The sequence below is a fragment of the Pseudoflavonifractor sp. An176 genome (genome assembly GCF_002160435.1).
GTDB classification, from domain to species: domain Bacteria; phylum Bacillota; class Clostridia; order Oscillospirales; family Oscillospiraceae; genus Enterenecus; species Enterenecus faecium.
In genome coordinates this window covers 1-21,484 of the sequence record NZ_NFKO01000017.1, presented here as the reverse complement: position 1 = coordinate 21,484, position 21,484 = coordinate 1, and the positions used below count along the sequence as shown (strand labels likewise).

Sequence of the window (21,484 nt, the reverse complement as noted above, 5' to 3'; positions counted from 1 at the left end):
TCCTCTGGAGGGACCTGTCTTGACCCCCGTACAAAACGACTTTTCCCAGGGCTCTGTGGCCCGGAACATCCTCTCCATCGCCGTGCCCATGACGGTGGCCCAGGTGGTAAACATCCTCTATTCCCTGGTGGACCGCATGTATATCGGCCACATCCCCGGGGTGGGCCACACCAGCCTCACCGGCATGGGCCTCACCCTGCCCCTCATCTCCATCGTGCTGGCCTTTGCCAACCTGGGCGGCATGGGGGGCAGCCCTTTGTGCTCCATCTACCGGGGCAAAGGGGAGGAGGGGCTGGCCAGCGCCGTCATGGGCAACACCCTGTCCCTGCTGTTGTTCTTTGGGTTTGCCATCCCTCTGGTGACCATTCCCTTTTTGGACCCCATTCTGGTGGCCTTCGGAGCCAGCGACGCCACGTTGCCCTACGCCAAGGACTATAGTTTCATCTACCTGCTGGGCACCCCCTTTGTCACCGTGGGCCTGGGTATGAACCCCTTCATCAATTCCCAGGGCTTCGGCAACAAGGGAATGCTCACCGTCATGCTGGGGGCGGTGGTGAACCTGGTGCTGGACCCCATTCTCATCTACGGGCTGAACCTGGGGGTAAAGGGAGCCGCCATCGCCACCATCATCGCCCAGGCCTGTTCGGCGGTGTGGGTGCTGAGCTTCCTCACCGGGAAAAAATCGCTGCTCCCCTTGCATCTGTGCCACCTGCGTCCCCGGTGGGACCACCTGCGGCGCATTATCACCCTGGGGCTGTCCGGCTTCTTTACCAGCATCACCAACTCCCTGGTGCAGATTGTGTGCAACAAGGTGCTGCACATTTACGGCGGCGACTTGTACGTGGGGGTCATGACCATCATCAACTCCCTGCGAGAGGTCACCTTCATGCTCATTCAGGGCTTCAGCAGCGGCGTCCAGCCGGTGCTGGGGTACAACTACGGGGCAGGGGAGAAGCGCCGGGTGTGCGCCTGCATCCGCTTCGCCGTGGGGGTGACGGTGGGATATGCGGCCCTCATTTGGCTGTTGAACATGACCATTCCCGGCCTGCTCATCCGCATCTTCAACAACAACCCGGACATGCTCCAGGCGGGTGTGCCTGCCCTGCGGGTGTACTTCTCCATGTTCGTATTCATGGCCCTGATGATCTCCAGCCAGTCCATTTTTGTGGGGCTGGGCCAGGCCAAGAAGTCCATTTTCTTCTCCATCCTCCGCAAAGCGGTGATCAACGCCCCCCTCACCGTGCTGCTGGCGTTTTTCTGGGGCGTGAACGGCGTTTTTGTGGCGGAAGCGGTCTCTCAATTCGTCTGCGGCTTTTTGTGTTTCTTCACCATGTACCGCACGGTATACCGTCCTCTCTCTCATGGTCACAATTTTGCAGGGGCGGTATAGGGACATTTTTCACAGCTTCCACAACTTCCACAAAGTTTTCCACACCCTGTGCAAGCTGTGGAACTCCCCGCTCCTCCCAGGTCTGTGAACGAGAGCCCCCCCTTCCCAAAGAGTTTGGGAAGGGGGGGCTTTTTCGCTTTTTTGGTTGGTTCAGATCAGGTTTTCGGCCTCTTCCAAATCTGCGGGGGTGTCCACGCTGCGGAAGGGGGCGGTGTCCTCCAGAGGGATGTACACGGTGTTGGCCCAGTTGAGCAGATTGCGGATGTCGTAATCGCCGTTGAGCATCATGGTCTCTGCAAAGGACATGCACCGCTTGCGGTACACGCCAAACAGGGGCTGAGGCACCCCATCGATGGTGTACACACAGGCATCGGCGTCGCCGATGGCGTCCACCAGGGTGTCGGCCTGGGCGGGGGTGAGGAAGGGGAAGTTCACGCCCACCAGCAGCATCCAGCGGGTGGTACAGGCCCGCAGACCCGCATGGAGTCCGGCCAGAGGGCCGCGGTCGGGATAAATATCTGCCACGGCCAGAGTGCCAGCAGGGGCCAGAGCCTTCCGCTCCGGAGCGCCCACAGACAGCTGGACTCCTGCGCCGTAATGGTTCCAGGTCTCCACCGCCCGATCCAACAGGGTTTTGCCCCCCAGGGTCACCAGGGCTTTGTCCGTCCCCATCCGCTTGGAGGGGCCGCCTAACATAATCTGAACGGTGAGTTCACATTTCTTCATTGGGATTTACCTCCCGTCGCCAGAGTAGTCACTAAGGACAGTATAGCACACACTGCCTCAATGTGCCACACCAAATTTATGAAATTTCACGAAAGGGGCTCTCACAAGCCTCCCCTGTATCAAGGCTCCCCTGAGTCAGGGAAGTTGGCTACCGTCGGGCAGACGATGGCGTGTTCTTCTAACTGCCCTTGTTTCCGGCTTGCCAGCCTGGCGGGGACGCTTCCCGCTGGGGGTCCATTTTGACTGGCCAAAATGGACGAAAAGCCACAAAAGGGGCCCGCCCCTTTTGAAACCCCAATGATTTGATTTTGTTTTGTGCAGTGGGGCCGTAGTCGGCCCTGGGTCTGGAGCGGTCACATAGATGGCGTATCACATCTCTGGAGTATGCCTACTCCGCTGGCAGGTTTCACTTCGATTACCAGGGCCTCAAGTTTGCGGTATGCGGCCGCTTCCCGGCCGCCGTCGGCCGGGTGGACCAGAAAGGGCCGAAATCTGGAGAAAAATGCACGTTCCCAGCAGCGATAAAGAAGAATAGAGCCTGTTTTCCTCTTGGTATGGCGCTGGCCCTTCGGCCCGACCTGAGAACCACCGCAAGGCCAGCCTCGTACCGCGGGGTGGATTCCACAAGGCGGGGGAAGGCCCCGCCTTTGGCGATTCTTTCCCCGATTTCTCATCGGGGAGAAATCGGGCCCAGCGGAGCGCGTCCCTGCCAGGCTGGCAAGCCGGAAACAGTCCTTTTAGAAGAACAACCCCTTGTCTCAGTCTGCTCACGCAGACAGCTCCCTCCCGGAGGGAGCCTTTTCAGTACGGCGTTCCCGTTGTCAGATGCTTTTTCTGCACCATCTTGCTACGCTGCGGTAGGGGAGGGGCTTGCCCCTCCCGAATCCCCCAAGGCAATGCCAGGGTAGCCACGGGCCGGGCAAGCCACGGCCCCTACCACAGTAACACAGGGAGTGCGGCGGAGTCCTATGGCTCCCTCCGGGCGGTGCAAAACCCGCCAGATTTTGCATCCCTTTCCCCCTATTTTTCATGCTTCATTTGGTTGAACCGTTCACAATTTTCTGGTATACTAAACGGTAAATCATTTCCACAGGAGGACGCAGCACATGGCAGACAAGAAGGTGGTTTTGGGGCTCTCCGGCGGGGTGGATTCCGCCGTAGCCGCCCAGCGGCTCTTGGGCCAGGGCTATGAGGTACACGGGCTGTACCTGGACATCGGGCTGGGGGGCGAACAGTCCGCCCGGGACAACGCTGCCAAATTGGGCATCCCCCTCACCGTGCGCTCCATCCAGCAGGAGCTGGAGGAGCATGTGTGCGCCCCCTTTGCCGCCGACTACCTGTCCGGCCGCACCCCCATTCCCTGCGCCCGGTGCAACCGGGCGGTGAAGTTCCCCGCCCTCATCTCCTTTGCCCGGGAAATCAGGGCCAACTGGGTGGCCACCGGACACTATGCCCGCATTGGCACCGGGTGCGACGGCGGCCCCATTTTGCTGCGGGGCAATTCCGCCAACGACCAGTCCTACATGCTCTCCCGGCTCACCCGGGACATGCTCTCCCACGTCCTCTTCCCCCTGGGGGACGGCCCCAAGGAGCAGACCCGCCAGGAGGCGGAGGCCGGGCAGCTGCCCGCCGCCGACCGCCCCGACTCCATGGAGATCTGCTTCATCCCCGACGACGACTACGCCGCCTGGCTGGACGCCCGGGGCGGCACGCCCCCGCCGGGGAACTTTGTGGACGCCAACGGCAACGTCCTGGGCACCCACAAGGGCTTCCACCACTACACCATCGGCCAGCGCCGGGGGCTGGGGGTCTCCTCCACCGGGCGGCTGTTTGTCACCGAAATCCGCCCCCACACCAATGAGGTGGTCCTCTCCCACGGGGAGGGGCTCCACGCCTTTATGGTGCACACCGACTCCCTGAACTGGCTGGGCGAACATCCCCTGTCTGGGCCCATGGAGGTGGAGGTGCGCCTGCGCCACTCCCGCCGTCAGGACCCCGCCACCATCCTTCCCCTGGGGGGCGGACGGGTGGACATCCACATGAAGCACCCCGCCCGGGCCCCCACGCCGGGCCAGCTGGCGGTGTTCTACCAGGGGGAGCAAGTGCTGGGAAGCGGGTGGATCCGATGAACCACACGCCCGACTGTCTGGTCATCTGCGGCCCCACCGCCTCCGGGAAAACCGCCCTGGCGGTGGCTCTGGCCCAGATTTTGAACGGGGAAGTGGTGTCCGCAGACTCCATGCAGGTCTACCGGGGCATGGACATCGGCACCGCCAAGCCCACAGCGGAGGAGATGCAGGGGGTGCCCCACCACATGCTGGACGTGGCCGACCCCTGGGAGAACTTCTCCGTGGGCCGCTATGTGGCCCAGGCCATCCCCATCATGGACGACATTCTCGCCCGAGGCAAGCTGCCCATTGTGGCAGGGGGCACCGGGCTGTACATCGACAACCTCATGGCCGGGCGGGAGTTTGCCCCCTTCGCCCCCGACACCGCCGGAGTGCGTCAGCAGCTCCAGCAGCAGGCCAGGGAGGAGGGGCTGGAGCCCCTGCGGGACAAGCTGGCCCAGGTGGACCCGGAGTCCGCCCAGCGGCTGCACCCCAACGACGAAAAGCGCATCATCCGGGCCCTGGAGGTATATCTCACCACCGGAAAGACCATCTCCCAGCACAACCGGGAGTCCCAGGCCATTCCGCCTCGGTACCATCCCCTGACCATTGGCCTGGATTTTGTGGAGCGGCCCCACCTGTGGCAGCGCATCGACCGCCGGGTGGATGTGATGATGGAGCAGGGGCTGGAGGACGAGGTGCGGCGGCTTCTGGACGCCGGAATTCCCCCCACCTGCACTGCCATGCAGGCCATCGGCTACAAAGAGATCATCTCCGCTCTGGAACAAGGCCGCCCGGTGGAGGAGGGAGCGGAGGAAGTGAAGCTGCGCTCCCGGCAGTACGCCAAGCGGCAGCTGACCTGGTTCCGCCGCAACCCCAACACCCACTGGATTCGCTGGGGAGAAACCCCCAATTTTTCCCAGGCCGTCGCAAGTTCGACAGAACTCGCCCACGCCCATGGCTTACAATAACAGCACTCTGGGACAGGCCACGCCTGGCCCAAAAAAGAAAAGGAGTGCTGATAACCATGAGTTTTACCGCAGTCGCCGTGGGCAAACAGCCCAACGTCCAGGACACCGTCCTGTCCACCCTCCGCCGCACCGCCGCCCGGGTCACCGTCTTTTTGATCAACGGATTCCAGCTCCGGGGGGTCATCACCGCCTTTGACCCCTATGTGGTGGTGCTGGTCAGTGACGGAAAACAGCAAATCATCTACAAACACGCCATTTCCACCATCACCCCGGAACGCCCGGTGAATATGGAGGAATAATCCCCAACTCGGAAGGCGTGTTCCAACCCCACGGAACCGTGCCAATCCATCGGCATCGGTTTCCCAAACCGGGAAACGTGCCGTTCCATTGGCAAGCGTTTCCCAAACCGGGAAACGTGCCGTTCCATTGGCAAGAGTAGATTGTGAGATATTTTGTGTCAGAAAAAGGCGCAGCTTTGCAGAAATACTTTGTGTATTTCAAGAAGATGCAACGCATTTCTGGCGCAAAAGAGCCACAAGATACCGAAGCCAAGTGGAAGGGCAGGTTTCCCACATAAAAAAGGAATGAGCCTATGAAAGAGAGTACATTGGTCAATAAAGTCATCATCGGCGTCATCTGCGCCGCGGTGATTCTGTATTTCGCCGTCTATCTGGCCCTGGGCTTCAAACCCGACCTGGTGACCACCACCGCCTATTCCTATTCGGTGGACATCGGTACCGAGGCCTCCGCCCTTCTGGTGCGGGACGAACAGGTGATCTCCACCACCGGACAGTATGTGGACATCCTACTGGACGAAGGGGAAAAGGTGTCCAAAGGCGGCCAAATCGCCCTGATTCACGCCAGTCAGGACTCGCTGGAGACCCGCCAGACCATCCAGTCCCTGGAGGCGGAGATTCAACAGCTGGAGTACTCTCTGTCCACCGGCACCCAGGCCACCAACTCCTCCAAGTTGGACGAAGAGGTGATCTCTTCCATGGTGGCCATCCGTTCCCTGGCCGCCTCCGGTGACCTGTCCACCCTGGAGGACTCCGCCCTCCACCTGCGCACCATGGTGTTCCAGCGGGATTACAGCTACGGCAACACCGAGGCCGCCACCCAGATCAAACAACTGATTTCCGACAAGCAAAAGCAGTTGGACTCCCTCAACGCCTCCCTCAGCCAGGTGTCTCAGACCATCACCTCCCCCGCCTCCGGGTGTTTCTCCGGGGAAGTGGACGGCTTTGAGAGCCTCATCACCCCGTCCATGCTCTCCTCTTTGACCATGCAGCAGCTCAACGAGCTGCTCCACAAGGAGGTGGCGGACCCCCCGGCCGCCCTGGGCAAGGTGGTGACCAACAACACCTGGTATCTGGCCACCCTCATCGACCAGCCGTCGGTGGAGGGGCTGCTGGAGGGCAAGACCTACAAAATTTCCTTCTCGGACGACTACTACGGCATGATTTCCATGAATTTGGAGCGTCTGGTCATGGAAAATGACCAGACCATGGCCATTTTCTCCACCAACACCAACCTGTCTGACACCACCCTGCTGCGCCAGCAGACGGTGGACATCATCGCCCAGCAGGTGGAGGGCATCCGCATCCCCCGCCAGGCCCTGCGGGTGAACACCGAGACCGTCACCGACGACCAGGGCAACCAGAGCCAGGTCAACTCCTACGGCGTGTACACCGTGGTGGGCACCCAGGCCGAGTGGCAGGAGGTGAAGGTGGTCTACAGCGACGACGACTCCTTCTACCTGGTCCAGCCGGTGGATGAGACCGCCTCTTCCCGCCTGCGGGCCGGGGACGAGGTCATCCTCAACACCACCAACATCACCGACGGGATGGTGGTTCGCTCATGAGTATTTCCACAAATTTAGCCCACGTTGTGGAAGAAATCCGGGCCGCCGCCCTGGCCGCTGGCCGGGACCCGGCGGAGATCACCCTGGTGGCCGCCACCAAGACCCAATCCGACGATGTCATCCGGCAGGCCATTGCCGCCGGGGTGACGGTGTGCGGGGAGAACCGGGTGCAGGAACTCACCGCCCACTGGGAAGCGGGGGCCTATGAGGGGGCACAGGTCCACTTCATCGGCCACTTGCAGACCAACAAGGTGAAATACCTCATGGGCAAGGTGGATTTGATCCACTCGGTGTCCTCCCAGAAGCTGCTGCTGGAAATTGACAAGCAGGCAGGGAAGGCCGGGCTGGTTCAGGACATTTTGCTGGAGGTGAATCTGGCCCAGGAGCCGTCCAAATCCGGCTTTTTTGTCCCCGATGTGCTGCCCGCCGCCCAGCTGTGTGGGCAGCTGGAGCACGTGCGCCTGAGAGGCCTGATGTGCATTCCCCCCGCCGCAACCTTTCCTGAGGAAAATTTACCGTTTTTTCATAAATTGCAGGCTCTTGCTGTTGACATACAGGACAGAATGGGAGATAATAAAACAGATACCAAGATACTGTCCATGGGGATGAGCGGCGATTTCACCGCAGCCATTGCCGCCGGCGCCACTCATATCCGGGTGGGGACGGCGATTTTTGGCCCTCGTTCGCCCATTTCCAACCCATTTTGAACGATATATAGAAGGGAGTTCTCACCCATGAGCTTTTTGGATGAACTGAAGCGTCTGGCCCGTCCTTACGAGGATGAGGACGACGATGATTACGAGGAGGATTTTGCCCCTGTGAACCACAACGCACCCGCCAGCGAGACCACCCGCACCAGCGAGCCTGAGCGCCGCAACAACAAGGTGGTCAACATCCACACCACCACCCAGCTGCAGGTGGTGCTGGTCAAGCCCGAACGCTTTGAAAATGCCTCTGAAATCGCCGATCACCTGCGGGAGAAGCGCACCGTTGTGCTGAACCTGGAGCAGACCGACAAGACCGTGGCCCGCCGTCTCATCGACTTCCTCTCCGGCGTGACCTACGCCAACGAGGGCACCATCAAGAAGGTGTCCATGGCCACCTACATCATGACCCCCTACAACGTGGAGATCATGGGTGACCTGATTGATGAACTGGAGAACAACGGGCTGTATTTCTAAGCCCCGGTTTTGTTTGTTGTGAGAAATAGAAATAAAGGAGACTTGCACAATGATGACTCCGCAGGAGGTAGCCAGCCATGTCTTTGCCAAAGCGACCTTTGGCGGCTACAACATGACCATGGTGGATGAGTTCCTCGATCAGCTCACCGAGGACTACACCGCACTGTACAACGACAACACCATTTTGAAAAATAAGCTGAAGGTGCTCTCCGATTCCATCGAAGAGTACCGGGCCACCGACGTGGCCATGCGTAAGACCCTGCTGGCTGCCCAGCAGATGGCCGACTCCATGGTCAGCGATGCGGAGAAGAAGAAGACCCAGCTGGAGCAGGACGCCACCCAGGAGGCTCAGGCTCGCAAATCCAAGCTGGAGGCGGAGATCGCCGCAGAGGAGTTCCGGCTCCAGCAGGCCCAGAAGGCCACGGCGGACTACGTCATGAAGCTCCACGCCCTCCACCAGGAGGAGCTGGACTACCTGTCCCGTCTGGGCCAGATGGTCCCCCCCGAGATGGCTCAGGCCGCCATGGCCCAGTCCATTGTCCCGGAAGGGCCCACCACCCCCGTGGAGGACCTCACCTCCGAGGAGGAGGAAGTGGAGGAGCCCACCATTTCTCAGCCCCTCCAGCAATCCCAGCAGCCCAAGAACGACCCCGTGGACGATCTGTATCTGGATGCTACCCGCCGGTTTGACGACTTGCAGTTTGGCAAGGACTATCAAATCAAGTAAGTACTTAAAATCCCGTGAAACTTGAAGTTTCACGGGATTTTTTCTCTTTTCCTCTGCGCCCTTTGTCACCAGGGATATTCTCCACATGCTTGCACATAATCTGTATTGAAGTTTTTTTCAGGGCGTGGTATGATTGAAGCGAAAGGAAACCAAGAAGAAACATAGCATACAAAAGAAAGGAGGCACCAAAATGGCGTTGTTTGCAGTCCCTTGTCGAGAGGCTTTTCGTATGAATTCCAATATGGAGCAGAAATTACACCAGCCCAACACCACTGTTCTGGATGCTCTCCAGAAGATTCGGCAAGCTGAACTTCACACAGCTAGTCCTTCCCGTCTGCAACAGCTGGACCGTCAGATTCAGGCTGTGAAAACCAGACGATCTAGCCGCAACCCATGATTTGTTCTCAGGCCACCCCAGAGGATCTGGACCAGATTTCCTTTCACTGCGGCCATGCCGGTATCAACGACTATTTTCGGGAGAAATTCTTGTGGGATGAGGATGCCGTACCGTATTGTTTCTGGGCTGACGCAGAAAAAACAGAGCTTGTGGGAATTGCTGCCCTGTCATGCAGCGGCATTGTGATTCACTCCGGCTCCCACTTCCATCTCACACCCGCCATTGAAATTAAGATTTTTGCTCTGGATGAAACGTATCAACATCAGGTGTTTCCCAACTCCGGCGAAGATCAGGGGCATTGGAGCGACTACTGCCTGTACTATCTCATCCAGTTAATCTACACCATTGTGGAAACCCAGTGTGGAGCAAACCACATTGTGCTATACTCGGTGCCCGAAGCCGTAACCTTCTATCAGCGTCACGGATTTGACTCCTTTGTGGAGCTGATGGAAATGCCGTCCAATCGTTTTATTGAGGGCTGTATTCCCATGTATTTGAATTTGTAATTTCTATCCATCCCCGTGAAGCTTTGGTTTCACGGGGATATTTTTATTTTTTGCAAGCACAGGGGGATTGTCCTTCTTTTCGGACCCAGTTCAGGCTTGCCAGCCTGGTGGGGACGCTCCGCTGGGGGTTCCTTTTGCTCGGTCAAAAGGAACCAAAACCCGCTTAGGGCGTTCCCCCCTAAGAACCTCCCTGGGGTACGAGGCTGAACCTGCGTCAAGGCTATGGTCGGCCCAGGCCCTGGTGGGGTCACATGGATGGCCTGGCAAGTCTATGGGAAGCGCCCCCTTCTCTGTAAGATGGTGCCTCTCCTTCCAGGGCCTCACCCCGGAGAAGCGGCGTTCCCGCCGCCGAATGCCGGGCCCTCGATCGCTGGGAACAGCGGCCCACCAGGGTAAGGCCCCGGCGATAGAAGTACAAGTTTCCACAGAAGCAGGTATATTCTGTGGAACTTCCATGCCATCCATGTGACCCCACCCGTCCAAGGGCCGAAAAGAGGAGCACGCAGGGACAGCCAGTACCGCGGGGTGGATTCCACAAGGCGGGGGAAGGCCCCGCCTTTGGCGATTCTTTCCCCGATTTCTCATCGGGGAGAAATCGGGCCCAGCGGAGCGTCCCCGGCGGGGGCGCTGGTTTGCGCCGGGGAAATCGGAGAACGGCAAGCCCAGCGGAGCACTCCCGGCTGGGGCAAGTGAAGAGTGAAGAGTGAAAAGTGAAGAAGTGCAGGGCTACCGCCCTGCGCCACAAGGGAGCCCTATAAACGGACAAAGAAGCCCGGAGGAAGCAATTGCTTCCTCCGGGCTTGCTTCTTGTCGCTTATCAGAGCTCTAATGTGTGCTCAGGCGTCGATTAGTGCTTGCTGCTGCGCTTGCGAGCAACCACAACCACGGCCAGCAGGCACACCACGCAGACGACGACCACGATGACGGGAACCATCACGTTGTTGGTGTCGCCAGTCTGAGCGGGCTTCTCGCCATCAGGCTTCTGAGTGGCGTCGGGCTTGTCGGTGCCCTCAGGCTTATCGGTGGCCTCAGGCTTGTCGGTAGCCTCGGGCTTGTCCGTGGCCTCAGGCTTGTCGCTGGGCTGGGTCTCACCCTCAGCGGTGAGGCCGTCCATGGCGGCGCTCAGAGCGGCCACAGCGTCGTCCACGACCTTCTGGTCGTCCTCGGACAGGGTGGCGTCAGCCATCACGTCCTGGGCGGCCTTGAGAGCGGTGCGGAAGGTGGCCACGGACTCAGCGGTGTAGCCGGTGAGGTCGATGCCCTTGGCCTTGCCGATGAGGTCTTCCAGGATGGACTTGTCGGCCTTGTAGCGCTGGGCCAGGATGGCGTTGAGCAGGTCACCAGCGGCCTTGTCCACGTCCTCCTGCATGGCGTCGCCGTCCTCAGCCACCTTCTTGGCGGCATCCAGAGCGTCCACCAGATCCTGCCAGTGGTCGGGCATGTACTTGTCGGCGTTGGCCATCATGTCCTCGGCGCGCTCAATGGTCAGGTTCAGCAGGTCCTTGTTGCCCTGAGTCAGGCCCAGACCCCAGATGCCCTCCAGCAGGGCGTCCCAAGCGGCGTTGACTTCTTCCTGGGTGGCGTCATCCTTGGCCAGGATGGTCTTTGCGTTGGCCAGAGCGTCCTCAAAGGCCTTCTTGGCGGTGTCGGTGACACCGTCGGTGGACAGGGTATCGGCGTACTTGACGGTCTTCTCCAGCAGGGTCTTGTTGACCTCGCCGGGGGCGGCGTCCTTCTCGAACACGGCGGTAACGGTGACGTTGCCCTCAGGCATCACGAAGGTGTTGTCCGTGACGGTGACGTCGTCGCTCTGCCACTCCACGAAGTGCCAGCCCTCAGCAGCCTGCTGCGTCAGGGTCACGGTGGTGCCAGCGGTAGCGGTGGTGGGCTCGGCGGTAGCGGTGCCCTCGCCCTGGGTGTTCACGGTGACGGTGTACTCCACGGGCTCCACGATCTCGCCGTCCTTGGTGATGAGGATGTAGCTGACCAGCATGTCGTTGTTGGCGTTGGCGCTCTCCTTGGGAGTCATCTTCAGCTCAACGCTGCCAGCCTCGGTGACTTCCATCTCCATCTGGACGAACTGGCCCTTCTCCACGTTCAGGTTCTTCTCCACGGAAGCCAGAACGTTGTCGCCCTGGAGCAGCTCGATGGTGGCGTTGCGCTGCCAGGAGGTCTGGTACCAGATGTTCTTGTAGCCCACAAACACCTGATAGGTGCCGGCCTCCAGGTTATCGAACTGGTAGGTCAGGGGCTTGCCACGGCCGTCGTTGGGGTCTTCGCCCTTGGAGTCGGTCATGTTGCGGATGGTGGAGTAGGCGTCGGTGCCGTAGTCGTTGTGGGTCTCAACCTGGGACTCGGGGTTGGTGCAGCCCCAGCCGCTCTCTTCGGTGTAGAACTGATCGGGAGTGGTGTTGAGCACGGTGGTGGCGTTGTACTTGAGGATGTTCTGAGCCAGCTCAGAGAAGGTCTCAGAGCCGTTGTCCACGAAGTAGACCACGTTGCCGGGCACCACAGCCACAGTGGTGGAAATCTCGTGATCGGCCACGGTACCGGTCAGAGGCAGGGTGCACACGGAGGTGGCGTCCTGAATGGCCTTCACCTGAGCCTCGTTCCAGGTCACAGCGGCCTCAGACTCCTGGTCGCCCTGGACGATGCGCAGGGTCTCAGGAGCGGTGAAGGTGGTGCCCAGATAGTGGTGATCGGGCAGGGTATCCAGAACGGCGAAGTAGTCGGGATCGGTCTTGAAGTTGGCGGTGACCACGATGTCGTGGGCGGGGGTGGAGTTCATCAGGCCGGGGTTCCGGGCGGGGTCGGTGATGCTGGCATCCTCGCTGTCAATGGTCCACACGTCGAAGACCTTGCCCTCGGGGATGTCGGCGTAGAAGACCACGGAGGAGCCGACCTTGTACTTCTGAGAGGTGATGGTGCCGTCCTCGTCCAGGAAGCCGCCCACCACGGTGACGGTGTAGGCATCCACATAGTTGGCGGTGACGGTGACGTCAGCGTCGGGCATCACGAAGGTGGTGGTCTCACTGTTGGCGTCGGCAAACTTCACGCCGTCGTTGTTGGCGGACCAGTGGTCGAACATCTTGTTCTCGGGGGCCTCGCCGGCCTCCAGGGTGACGGTCTGGCCCACATACACCTGCTTCTCGGTGGTGCCGTCGCCCAGGGTCAGGGTCAGGGTGCGCTGCTGGCCTTCCACGATGTTGAATTCCTTCTCGATGGCATCGCCAGCGAAGGCGCCGCAGAAGTTGATGGTGAGCTTACCCGTGCCCACAGCCTCGTTGTCGGTGTACTCCACGGTGTAGTCCACGCCACGGATGAGGGTCTGGTCGCCCAGCTTCACCTCGGGGGCGGGACGGACGGCCTCACCCTTGTAGGTGTAGCTGTCCTCCAGGTTGACGGTGACGTCGGCGGTGTTGATGACGGTGCCGGCGGTGACACGGAACTCAGCGCCGGAGCCCCAGGCGTTCTCGGTGTCGCCGTAGGTGGTCTTGGGCACCACCATGACGGTCTTGGCGTTGACCATCTCGCCGAAGGCGGTGGACTTCCAGTCCTTGGTCTTGGGCCAGCTGCCGGTGGCAACCTTGGTCCAGTCGCCGCTGCTCACATCGCTGGTCAGCTGATCGATGGGCTTGGAGCTGACATAGATCTCATGCTGGCCATAGGCGCCGTTGAGGTTGGTGCTGTCCTGACGGGGCAGGTAGCGGATGCCGTTGATGGCGGTCTCGTCCTTGAGCTCCACCATGAACCACAGCTTGTTCATGGGAGTGGTGATGCTCCAGTTGGAGTGCCAGATGGAGTTGTTGTTGCCGTCGATGAGGTTGGAGCCAGGCTGGCCGTTGTAGTTGTTGTCCACCTTGACCTTGGAGAGGACGGAGCGGTCCAGCTCCTTGCCCTCGCGGCCCAGCTTGACCACGTAGTTGTACTCCTGGCCGTAGCTGTTGGTGGCGGAGACGGTGAGGGTGCCGTCCTCGTTGTAGGTGACAGTGAAGTCGTTGGTGCCGTCCACGGTGACGGACTCGATGGACTCGTTGGCGGCCAGAGTGTAGCTGGCGCCGGTCTCGCTGCCCACGTCAAAGCCGGCCACAGCGTTGTCGTTGATGTAGATGCCGGTGATGGGGTAAGAGGAGGTGGGAACCTTAAAGCCCTCGTTGCTCTTGTCCATCAGCTTCTCAGCGTCGTTGGTGCTGACGGGGGAGATGCGATAGGCGTAGGAATAGCTCTGGTTGGTGGGGAAGAAGTAGCCGTCCAGAGGCTTGTGACCCATGAAGGCGGTGTCGCTGACACCGTTCTGGTGCAGGTCGATGTTCCACACGATCTCCTGACGCTGAGGAACCTGGTTGGGATGACGATAGGTGGCGCTGTTGTAGGTGCCGGAGTTCATGTCCTCGGCCGTGTAGTGGTTGGCAGAAGTCTCCAGCAGGCCGTCGCCGGTGACCATCAGGCCCACGCCCTGGTCATTGGTCAGAGCGGTCCAGCGGATGTCGGAGCGGCTGCCGTTCTCCTGGGGCTTGAGCATTCTCTTGCCGTCCCAGTTGGAGTCCTCGCCCATGGCGTCGTCGGGATCATACACCTTGGAGGTGTACACGCCCACGGTGGAGCCGCTCTTACGGTCCACATAGTTCTCGTCGGGACCACGGCCATAGAAGGTGAGGTTGTCATAGTCGCCGTTGATGATCATACGACCACCGATCTTGGGCAGACCGTTGGGGGCGAAGTTGCTGGTGGGGATGAACTGGCTGAGGACCACGATCTCGCCGTTGCCGTAGATCTCGTAGGCCATCAGGGCAGAGGCGGACACCTTCATGGCGCCGTTCATGGCCATGAGCACCTTGTTCTCGCTGGTGTTCACGGAGACCTCCAGGTTGGACAGGTTCTCGGTGGCGCCGGCGTTCTTCAGGTTGGCGTTCTTGGCCACGGTGGTGTCGTTGTAGGTCTCAGCGCGGTACAGGCTCTGCTCGGGGCCCTGAGTCATGACCACGTTGCCGTCCAGGCTGTAGGAGACGATGGTGCCGCTCTCGGTGTCCAGCACGATCTCAAACTTCTGGCCGTTGTCGGTGGTACCGGTGAGGGTCATCTGGCTGCCCAGCTCCTCCACGGACTCGAAGGCCTTGTCGGGCACCTGGGTCTCAGTGGCCTGAGCGTCGTCGGGGTTGAGCTGGAACTGCTCATAGGCCACCTCGTAGCCGGCCTCGGCCCAGTTGGTGGCGTTCTTGAGCTTGACGGAGATGTCCAGCAGGTAGTCGCTGCCTTCCTTGGCCTCAAACTCAGGCAGGGTAATGGTAACATCCTCCACCTGCTGACCGCTCATCAGGGACTGACCGTCCATGTTGGGGGTGTTCAGGTCCAGAGTGCCGCTGCCCAGCTCGGTCAGGCCGTCCTTGGTGAGCTTCCAAGTGATGTCGAAGGCGTCCAGGGTGGTGTTCTCATACTCGTTGACCACCTTCAAGGTCACGTCCTGGCCGGAGGTGACGGTCTGGTCATCCAGGTAGAAGTTCACCTGCTGGTGGACCTTCTTGGCCTCGGTCATCTTGGGGGTGGGGGTGCGGTCGGCAAAGAGCATACCGTTGCCGCAGAAGGCGTCGTCGTTGGCGTTGGGGTCGATCCAGTCGCCGCCGTAGCCCCAGAACTCGTCATAGGTGCCATCGCCGTTGTCCCGCACGGTGCGGATGGACTGGTCGATGTAGTCCCAGATGAAGCCGCCCTGAGCCTGGTCGTTCTCACGGATGGCGTCCCAGTGCTCCATGGCATTGCCGTAGGACAGGCCCATGGCGTGGTTGTACTCGGAGTGGATGAGGGGCATGCGTCCATGGTAGCTGGCCACGTAGTTGGGCAGCACATACTGAGTGGAGTGCACGTCCACGATGTTGTTCTTACGCACGTCGGTGCTCCAGGGGTCCTGCCCGTTCTGCTTGACGTAGGGGTGCTGATAGTTCTCGCTCTCACGCTCGTACTTGCGCAGACGGCTGGGGTCACGCTTGAGCAGGTACATGGAGGCAACCCAGAAGCCATAGTTCTCGTTGAGGGGAGCGTAGCTGTAGGTAGCCTCGTTGCCCAGAGACCACATGATGACGCTGGGGTTGTTCTTGTACATCTCCAGGTTGGTGGCCACACGGTCGGTGACGGTGGCGACCCACTCGGGCATACCCTGTCCGGTACCGGTGGGCACCTTCACGCCCTGCATAGCGGCACGGTGGCTCTCGATGTTGGCCTCGGCGCACACGTACAGGCCCAGCTCATCGGCCAGGTTGTACAGGGCCTTGTCGTTGGGGTAGTGAGCAGTACGGATGGCGTTGAGGTTGTGCTCCTTCATCAGAGTCAGATCGGTGAGGTAGTCCTCGAAGGTGAGGGCATGTCCGGTCTCCAGATCGGTGTCGTGGCGGTTGACACCACGCAGCACCACCTGACGGCCCGTGATCTGCATCTGCTCGTGGCCCTGGTCGTCGATGTCCACCTTGTAGATCTCACGGAAGCCGATGCGCTCCACCACGGACTCCATGACGTTACCGTCGGCGTCCTTGAGCTCCAGCACCAGAGAGTACAGGTTGGGGGTGTCAGGGAACCACTTGGCGGGATTGGTCACCTTCATGGTGCTGGTGACGGTGGTGCCCGCGTCGGACAGCTTGTCCTCATAGGAACCCGCGGCCTTCAGCTCCACGGTCTGATCGTCGGCGGTGGCCACGGTCTTACCGGAGTGATCCACAAGGTAGGAGGAAATTGTGTAAGTTCCCGCCTGCTCATTGTGGAGGGCGCGCACGTCGGTCTCCACGGTGACGGCCACGTCGCTGTCCTCGCTGGTGCGGTCGTCAAACTGGGTCTTCACGAAGAAGTCCCGGATTTCCGCCTCGTCCTTGGAGTACAGGTACACATCACGGTAAATACCGCTCTGGCGGATGAAGTCCTGGTTCTCCAGCCAGCTGCCGATGGACCAACGGAACACCTTCAGAGCGATGGTGTTCTCACCCTCGGTGAGGTAGGGGGTGATGTTGAAGTCGTGGGCGGTGAAGGCGTCGGTGGAATAGCCCACCTTCTGGCCGTTGACATACAGGTAGTAGGCGGACTCCACGCTCTGGAAGGAGATGAACACATCCCGTCCATCCCAGTTCTCAGGCACCTCAAAGGAAGTGCGGTAGTAGCCTACGGGGTTGTATACGGTGGGGGCATGGGGGTCCCCATAGTTGACGGGCTCAAAGTTGCTGAACCAGGGCAGAGCATGGTTGGTGTACATGGGCTCGTCATACTTGAAGGTACCGTCCTCATTGCGGTAGGTCTGCCAGGCCTGGGGCACATACTCAGGCTGGAAGGCGTCCCCGGTGTAGTCCTTGGCCAGATAGGTCTCGTCTACCTTTTTGGCCTCTTCGGGGGTCTTCACCAGGGCGAAGTCCCAGTCCTTGCCGGACAGCAGCATGTAATAGTCCGAAGTCTCAGGACCCACGTCGTCCAGCACGGACTGCTCCGCCGCCAGAGCGGTGGCGGTGTCCTGATAGGAGATGAACTGGCTCTTGGCCCGCTCACGGTTGATGCCGATGACTTCGCTCTGGTCGTACCACTCGTCACCGGAAATGTTGGCGGTGCCATCCTCATTGAAGCGGATGCTGTTCTGGTAGTGCTCCTCCCGCATCTCCAGCACGTGGTCATAGACCTCCGCGCCGGAGTACCGGGCAGCCAGGGCTGGGGCCACCAGTCCAGTTGCCAGGAGCGTTGCCAGGGTTGCAGAGATGGTGCGTCGCAGGTTTCGTTTCAACGCTGGTTTCATGTTCTACATCCTCCCTTTCATGATCCTGCGGTTTCCGCGGAAGGTGCCTGGAATTTGTCCACACACACGCCCGCTATTTTCACCATCATACCAAAACCACCCCCTGGATTCAACCCATCTTTTAGATATTTCGCCACATTCCACTGGTAATCTTTTCCCGAAACCGATTTTTTGACACCGATTTGTTCCCCCTTTTGAATTTTTATTAAAAAATCAGCGGGAATGGACGCCTGTGGATTCCATTCCCGCTGAGAGAAAAATTTTCCGTTTCTTTTCAGTGTTCTGCGTGAAACAGGGACAGCAGATCGCCGGGTTTCTCCAGAATATGGGCGGCATGGTCCACGCTGCCATAGTCCACGCCGTTCCAGGCGGCGTAGGCAAAGTCGATGCCTGCGGCCTGGGCGGCCTTGCTGTCCGAGGGGGTGTCGCCCACGTACAAAACCTGGTCCGGTTTCAGGTCCATACGGCGCAGGCACTCCAGCAGGGGGTCGGGGTTGGGCTTGTGGAGCTGGGTGTCCTCCTCCAGCACCGCCGTCTCCATGTATTGGTCCAGGCCGTTGCCCACCATGTCAATCTGGTACTGGGCCCGCATTTTGGAGGACACCACCGCCTGGCGCACCCCCAGCTGCTGCAATCTCTCCAGGGTGTCCGCCATGCCGGGGTAGGGGGTGGCCCCCTCGGGGTACTCGTTGACGTAGCGCACCCAGCGCTGATAGGTGGCCTCGGGGTCCTGGATACCCAGCTCGTCCATGACCTTCATGCCGGTGTAGGCCATGAATTTCACCACGTCGGCCAGGGTACGCTCCTCTCCCAGCTCCTCCTTTATAATACGGAGGAGGGGGTACATGTTCATGTTGACGGTGTTGAGTAGGGTGCCGTCGATGTCGTAGAGCACCGCTTGGTAGGTTTTCATAGCGTCCTCCTTGTGAAAAAGGTGCAGTCTTTCGGCTGCACCTTTTAAATGAATAATGAATAGTGAAAAATGAAGAATGCAGGCCCTTCAGTTTCTGCAACCATAGAAATCCGTATCGCATCGGGACCCTGGCCTGCCTCTCCCTCTGGGAGAGGTGGCACAGCGTCAGCTGTGACGGAGAGGGCACCCTCTCAGTCAGCCCTCACGGGCTGCCAGCTCCCCCGGAGGGGGAGCCAAGGTGAAAGTCCTCCGGGCTGCACCACAAATCAAAATCCGTGCCGCAGGCACACCATAATTATTCATTATTCATTCTTAATTATTCATTATTTTGTGGCTTCTTGCGGCGGTGGTGGGGCCGACTGCGGCGGCGCTTCTCGCCGCCCTCTCCGGCCTGGTTCTGGGGCTGCTGCTGAGGGGCGGGCTTGGGCTTGGCCTGCTGCTGGGGCTTCGGCTGGGGCTGCTTTTGGCCCTGGCGGGGCGGCTGCGTGCCCTTCTGAGCCTGGGGCTGCTTGGCGCCGCCCCGCTTGCTGGCCCCGCCGCCCTGCTGGGGGGCTTTGGCCTTCGGCTGCTTGTCCGGCTGGGGCTGGGCCTCCTTCTTGGCCCCGCCGCCACGGCGGCGGCGATTGCGGGAGGAGGACTTTTTCTCCTCGCCGTCCCCATAGGCCCCCATATACTGCTCCAACAGGGCCGCCAGGCTGGCGGTGCTGCCCATACTGCGCTCCTCCTCGGGGGGAATGTAGCGCAGCTTCTCCAGCTCCTCCTTGGGAGGGGCCACATAGTCCTCGGGGCGCTTGCCCTTGCCAGAGCGCACCACCCGAATCTCGGTGGTACGGTAGGTCTTGGGCTGCTCGGTGGAGTCCTCCAGCCGCACCTTCACCTGCTCCCGCAGGAGGTTGACGGCGGTGACGTTGCCCACGCCGTCGGGGCACTCCACAAAGGACTCCTGCTTGGGACACCGCTTCACGGCGTCCTCATAGGCCTCCTGCTCGTACTTCAAACAGCACATCAGACGGCCGCAGGTGCCCGAAATCTTGGTGGGATTCAAGGACAGGTTCTGGGTCTTGGCCATCTTGATGGACACCGGCTGGAACTCGTCTAAAAACTGGTGGCAGCAGAAGGGCTTTCCGCAGATCCCCAGGCCGCCCAGCATCCGAGCCTCGTCCCGGACGCCGATCTGCCGCAGCTCAATGCGGGAGCGGAAGATGCTGGCCAGGTCCTTCACCAGGGCCCGGAAGTCCACCCGGCCCTCGGAGGTGAAGAAGAAGATGATCTTGCTGCCGTCGAAGCTGTACTCCACTTCCACCAGCTTCATGTCCAGGCCGTGGCGCTCCACCAGCTGCTGGCAGATCTTCATGGCCTCTTTTTCCTTGCGGTGGTTGTCCTGAATCTGCTTTTCGTCCTTCTGGGTGGCCAGACGCACCACGGGGCGCAGGGGCTGCACCACCACGTCGTCCCGGACCATGGCGTTGGACCGGGAACAGATGCCGTATTCCACCCCTTTTCCCGTCTCCACAATGACCCCGGCGCCCTGGGGGACGGTGAGGCCCTGGGGGTCAAAATAATACTGCTTTCCGCCCGCTTTGAAGCGGACTGCGATGATCTCTGTCATGGATGTTCCTCCGTCGTATATCGAAATCAGGCGAACAGGCGGGTGCACACCCAGCCCAGCACATGGCCGGCGCCGGGGTTGTACACCCCGTTTTCCCGGCACTGCTTCAAAATTTGCAGCAGCTTCACCCCGCGCTGGGGATGCTGGGCCAGCTGTCCGGCCACGCACCCCTCGGTGAGGGAGAGCAGCTCCAGCAGCTGGGCGCTCTTGGGCTTCTCCAGCTCCAGAGCGGTGAGCTGCTGGGCCACCTCCAGCTCAGAGCCTGTGAGCAGCAGCTGGGCCAGAGCCTGGGCCTTCTCCAGCTGCTGGGGGTCGGGCTGGTCCTCCTGGGGGGGCAGGGAAAGGGTCTCGCACCGGCTTCGCACCGTCTCCAGCAGCCGCCCGGGCTGCTCTGCCAGCAGAAGAAAGGCCCCGTAGGCAGGGCCGTCCTCCAGGCTTTTCAGCAGCGCATTCTGGGCCGCCGGGTTGAGGGCGTCGGCGGGGTCGATGATATACACCTTCCGGGCCCCCTCATTGGGGGTGACATAGAGATCGGCCCGGAGGGTCCGGGCCTGATCTACGGTAATTTCCCGCTTGTCCGCCAGGGTGGTCACCCACTGCACATCCGGGTGGATGCCGCCCTGTACCTTCCGGCAGTGGCGGCACACGCCGCAGGGCGCAGGCTGGCCGGTGCACAGATAGGCCGCCGCCATGCGGCGGGCCAGCTCCTGGCGCTGCTGCTCACTGCCTCCGGTGATGAGATAGGCGTGGGAGAGGGTCTGGGGCAGTTCCATCACAGCCGTTCAAACCGTTCCACATCCACCACGAACACGGTGGCGCCTCCCACGGTGACCTCCACAGGCATGGTTGGAATGTACCCATAGGTCATCTCAGAGGCGGTGGGGATGAGCTGCTTGCGGCTGTGAGAGTACTCCCGGATGATGTCCATCACTGCCTGCACCTTTTCGTCCTCCACGCCGATGAGCAACGTCACGTTGCCCGCCATCAAAAAGCCGCCGGTGGTGGACAGACGGGTGGACGAAAACCCTTTCTTGGACAGGTTCTGGGTCACGGTACCCACGTCGTCATGGTTGATGATAGCAATGATCAATTTCATAGGATCTCCCCCTTACGTTGAGTCAACGATGGACCACTTTGATATACTTAGTATTATATCCTATCTGGGCCAAATAGGCCAGATGTTTTTTGTCTACTTTTTCACCAGGGGCCACCACGGGGATGCCGGGAGGATAGGGGGCCAGCTGCTGGGCGCACACTTCCCCCTCCGCCTGGTCCCAGGCCACCTCTTTCGTGGGGGCAAACAGGGCCTGTCGGGGGCTCATGAGCTGCTGGGGGG

Annotated in this window: 16 protein-coding genes and 1 pseudogene; 10 read left to right on the top strand and 7 right to left on the bottom strand. The window is 60.5% G+C overall.

Annotation, left to right across the window (positions count from 1 at the left end; genetic code table 11):
• Nucleotides 1-19: 19 nt before the first annotated feature.
• Nucleotides 20-1,390 carry an MATE family efflux transporter gene (locus B5F12_RS08100; RefSeq protein WP_242954924.1) on the top strand — a complete coding sequence of 457 codons (1,371 nt, stop codon included), beginning with the start codon at nt 20-22 and terminating at the stop codon, nt 1,388-1,390.
• A 150-nt stretch (nt 1,391-1,540) separates the two neighbouring features.
• On the opposite strand, the gene B5F12_RS08095 is transcribed toward B5F12_RS08100, so the two are convergent.
• Nucleotides 1,541-2,116, bottom strand: coding sequence for a molybdenum cofactor guanylyltransferase (locus tag B5F12_RS08095; protein ID WP_087232979.1), 576 nt, complete (start codon nt 2,114-2,116; stop codon nt 1,541-1,543).
• Nucleotides 2,117-3,222: 1,106 nt separating this feature from the next.
• On the opposite strand from B5F12_RS08095, the gene mnmA reads away from it, so the two are divergent.
• The 9 genes from mnmA (at nt 3,223) to B5F12_RS08050 (ending at nt 9,867) form a co-directional block, all read left to right on the top strand.
• On the top strand, nt 3,223-4,245 hold the full coding sequence (gene mnmA, locus B5F12_RS08090) for a tRNA 2-thiouridine(34) synthase MnmA (RefSeq protein WP_087232976.1): 1,023 nt from the start codon (nt 3,223-3,225) through the stop codon (nt 4,243-4,245).
• Nucleotides 4,242-5,195, top strand: a complete 954-nt coding sequence (gene miaA, locus B5F12_RS08085) for a tRNA (adenosine(37)-N6)-dimethylallyltransferase MiaA (protein ID WP_087232973.1) — start codon at nt 4,242-4,244, stop codon at nt 5,193-5,195. Before mnmA ends, miaA begins: the two co-directional genes overlap by 4 nt.
• Before the next feature lie 56 nt (nt 5,196-5,251).
• On the top strand, nt 5,252-5,494 hold the full coding sequence (hfq, locus tag B5F12_RS08080; protein ID WP_204210579.1) for an RNA chaperone Hfq: 243 nt from the start codon (nt 5,252-5,254) through the stop codon (nt 5,492-5,494).
• Nucleotides 5,495-5,787: 293 nt separating this feature from the next.
• Nucleotides 5,788-7,056 carry an HlyD family efflux transporter periplasmic adaptor subunit gene (locus tag B5F12_RS08075; protein ID WP_087232970.1) on the top strand — a complete coding sequence of 423 codons (1,269 nt, stop codon included), beginning with the start codon at nt 5,788-5,790 and terminating at the stop codon, nt 7,054-7,056.
• A complete protein-coding gene (locus tag B5F12_RS08070; RefSeq protein WP_087232967.1) occupies nt 7,053-7,763 on the top strand; it encodes a YggS family pyridoxal phosphate-dependent enzyme in 711 nt (236 codons plus the stop codon). The genes B5F12_RS08075 and B5F12_RS08070 overlap by 4 nt, the downstream gene beginning before the upstream one ends.
• Before the next feature lie 27 nt (nt 7,764-7,790).
• Nucleotides 7,791-8,237 (top strand): cell division protein SepF, encoded by a 447-nt coding sequence (locus B5F12_RS08065; RefSeq protein ID WP_087232964.1) that lies wholly within the window; start codon nt 7,791-7,793, stop codon nt 8,235-8,237.
• 49 nt (nt 8,238-8,286) lie between these two features.
• On the top strand, nt 8,287-8,964 hold the full coding sequence (locus B5F12_RS08060; RefSeq protein ID WP_087232961.1) for a DivIVA domain-containing protein: 678 nt from the start codon (nt 8,287-8,289) through the stop codon (nt 8,962-8,964).
• 229 nt (nt 8,965-9,193) lie between these two features.
• The gene (locus B5F12_RS11875) at nt 9,194-9,361 is read left to right on the top strand and encodes a hypothetical protein (protein WP_158096781.1); all 168 of its coding nucleotides are present in this window, start codon (nt 9,194-9,196) and stop codon (nt 9,359-9,361) included.
• Between the two features lie 89 nt (nt 9,362-9,450).
• Nucleotides 9,451-9,867, top strand: coding sequence for a hypothetical protein (locus B5F12_RS08050; RefSeq protein WP_143482362.1), 417 nt, complete (start codon nt 9,451-9,453; stop codon nt 9,865-9,867).
• A gap of 847 nt (nt 9,868-10,714) precedes the next feature.
• On the opposite strand, the gene B5F12_RS08045 is transcribed toward B5F12_RS08050, so the two are convergent.
• From B5F12_RS08045 to B5F12_RS08020, 6 genes and pseudogenes are all read right to left on the bottom strand, one after another.
• Nucleotides 10,715-17,626 carry a glycoside hydrolase family 2 TIM barrel-domain containing protein gene (locus tag B5F12_RS08045; protein ID WP_087232952.1) on the bottom strand — a complete coding sequence of 2,304 codons (6,912 nt, stop codon included), beginning with the start codon at nt 17,624-17,626 and terminating at the stop codon, nt 10,715-10,717.
• A 274-nt stretch (nt 17,627-17,900) separates the two neighbouring features.
• Nucleotides 17,901-18,539, bottom strand: coding sequence for an HAD family hydrolase (locus tag B5F12_RS08040; protein WP_087232949.1), 639 nt, complete (start codon nt 18,537-18,539; stop codon nt 17,901-17,903).
• Nucleotides 18,540-18,855: 316 nt separating this feature from the next.
• On the bottom strand, nt 18,856-20,148 hold the full coding sequence (locus tag B5F12_RS12285) for a stage 0 sporulation family protein (RefSeq protein ID WP_087232946.1): 1,293 nt from the start codon (nt 20,146-20,148) through the stop codon (nt 18,856-18,858).
• Nucleotides 20,149-20,174: 26 nt separating this feature from the next.
• A complete protein-coding gene (locus tag B5F12_RS08030) occupies nt 20,175-20,921 on the bottom strand; it encodes a hypothetical protein (RefSeq protein WP_087232943.1) in 747 nt (248 codons plus the stop codon).
• Entirely contained in the window at nt 20,921-21,244 is a 324-nt protein-coding gene (locus B5F12_RS08025; RefSeq protein WP_087232940.1) for a cyclic-di-AMP receptor, read from the bottom strand. The genes B5F12_RS08030 and B5F12_RS08025 overlap by 1 nt, the downstream gene beginning before the upstream one ends.
• A gap of 22 nt (nt 21,245-21,266) precedes the next feature.
• Nucleotides 21,267-21,484 (bottom strand): annotated as a pseudogene (locus B5F12_RS08020) (amino acid decarboxylase); the annotation flags it as partial.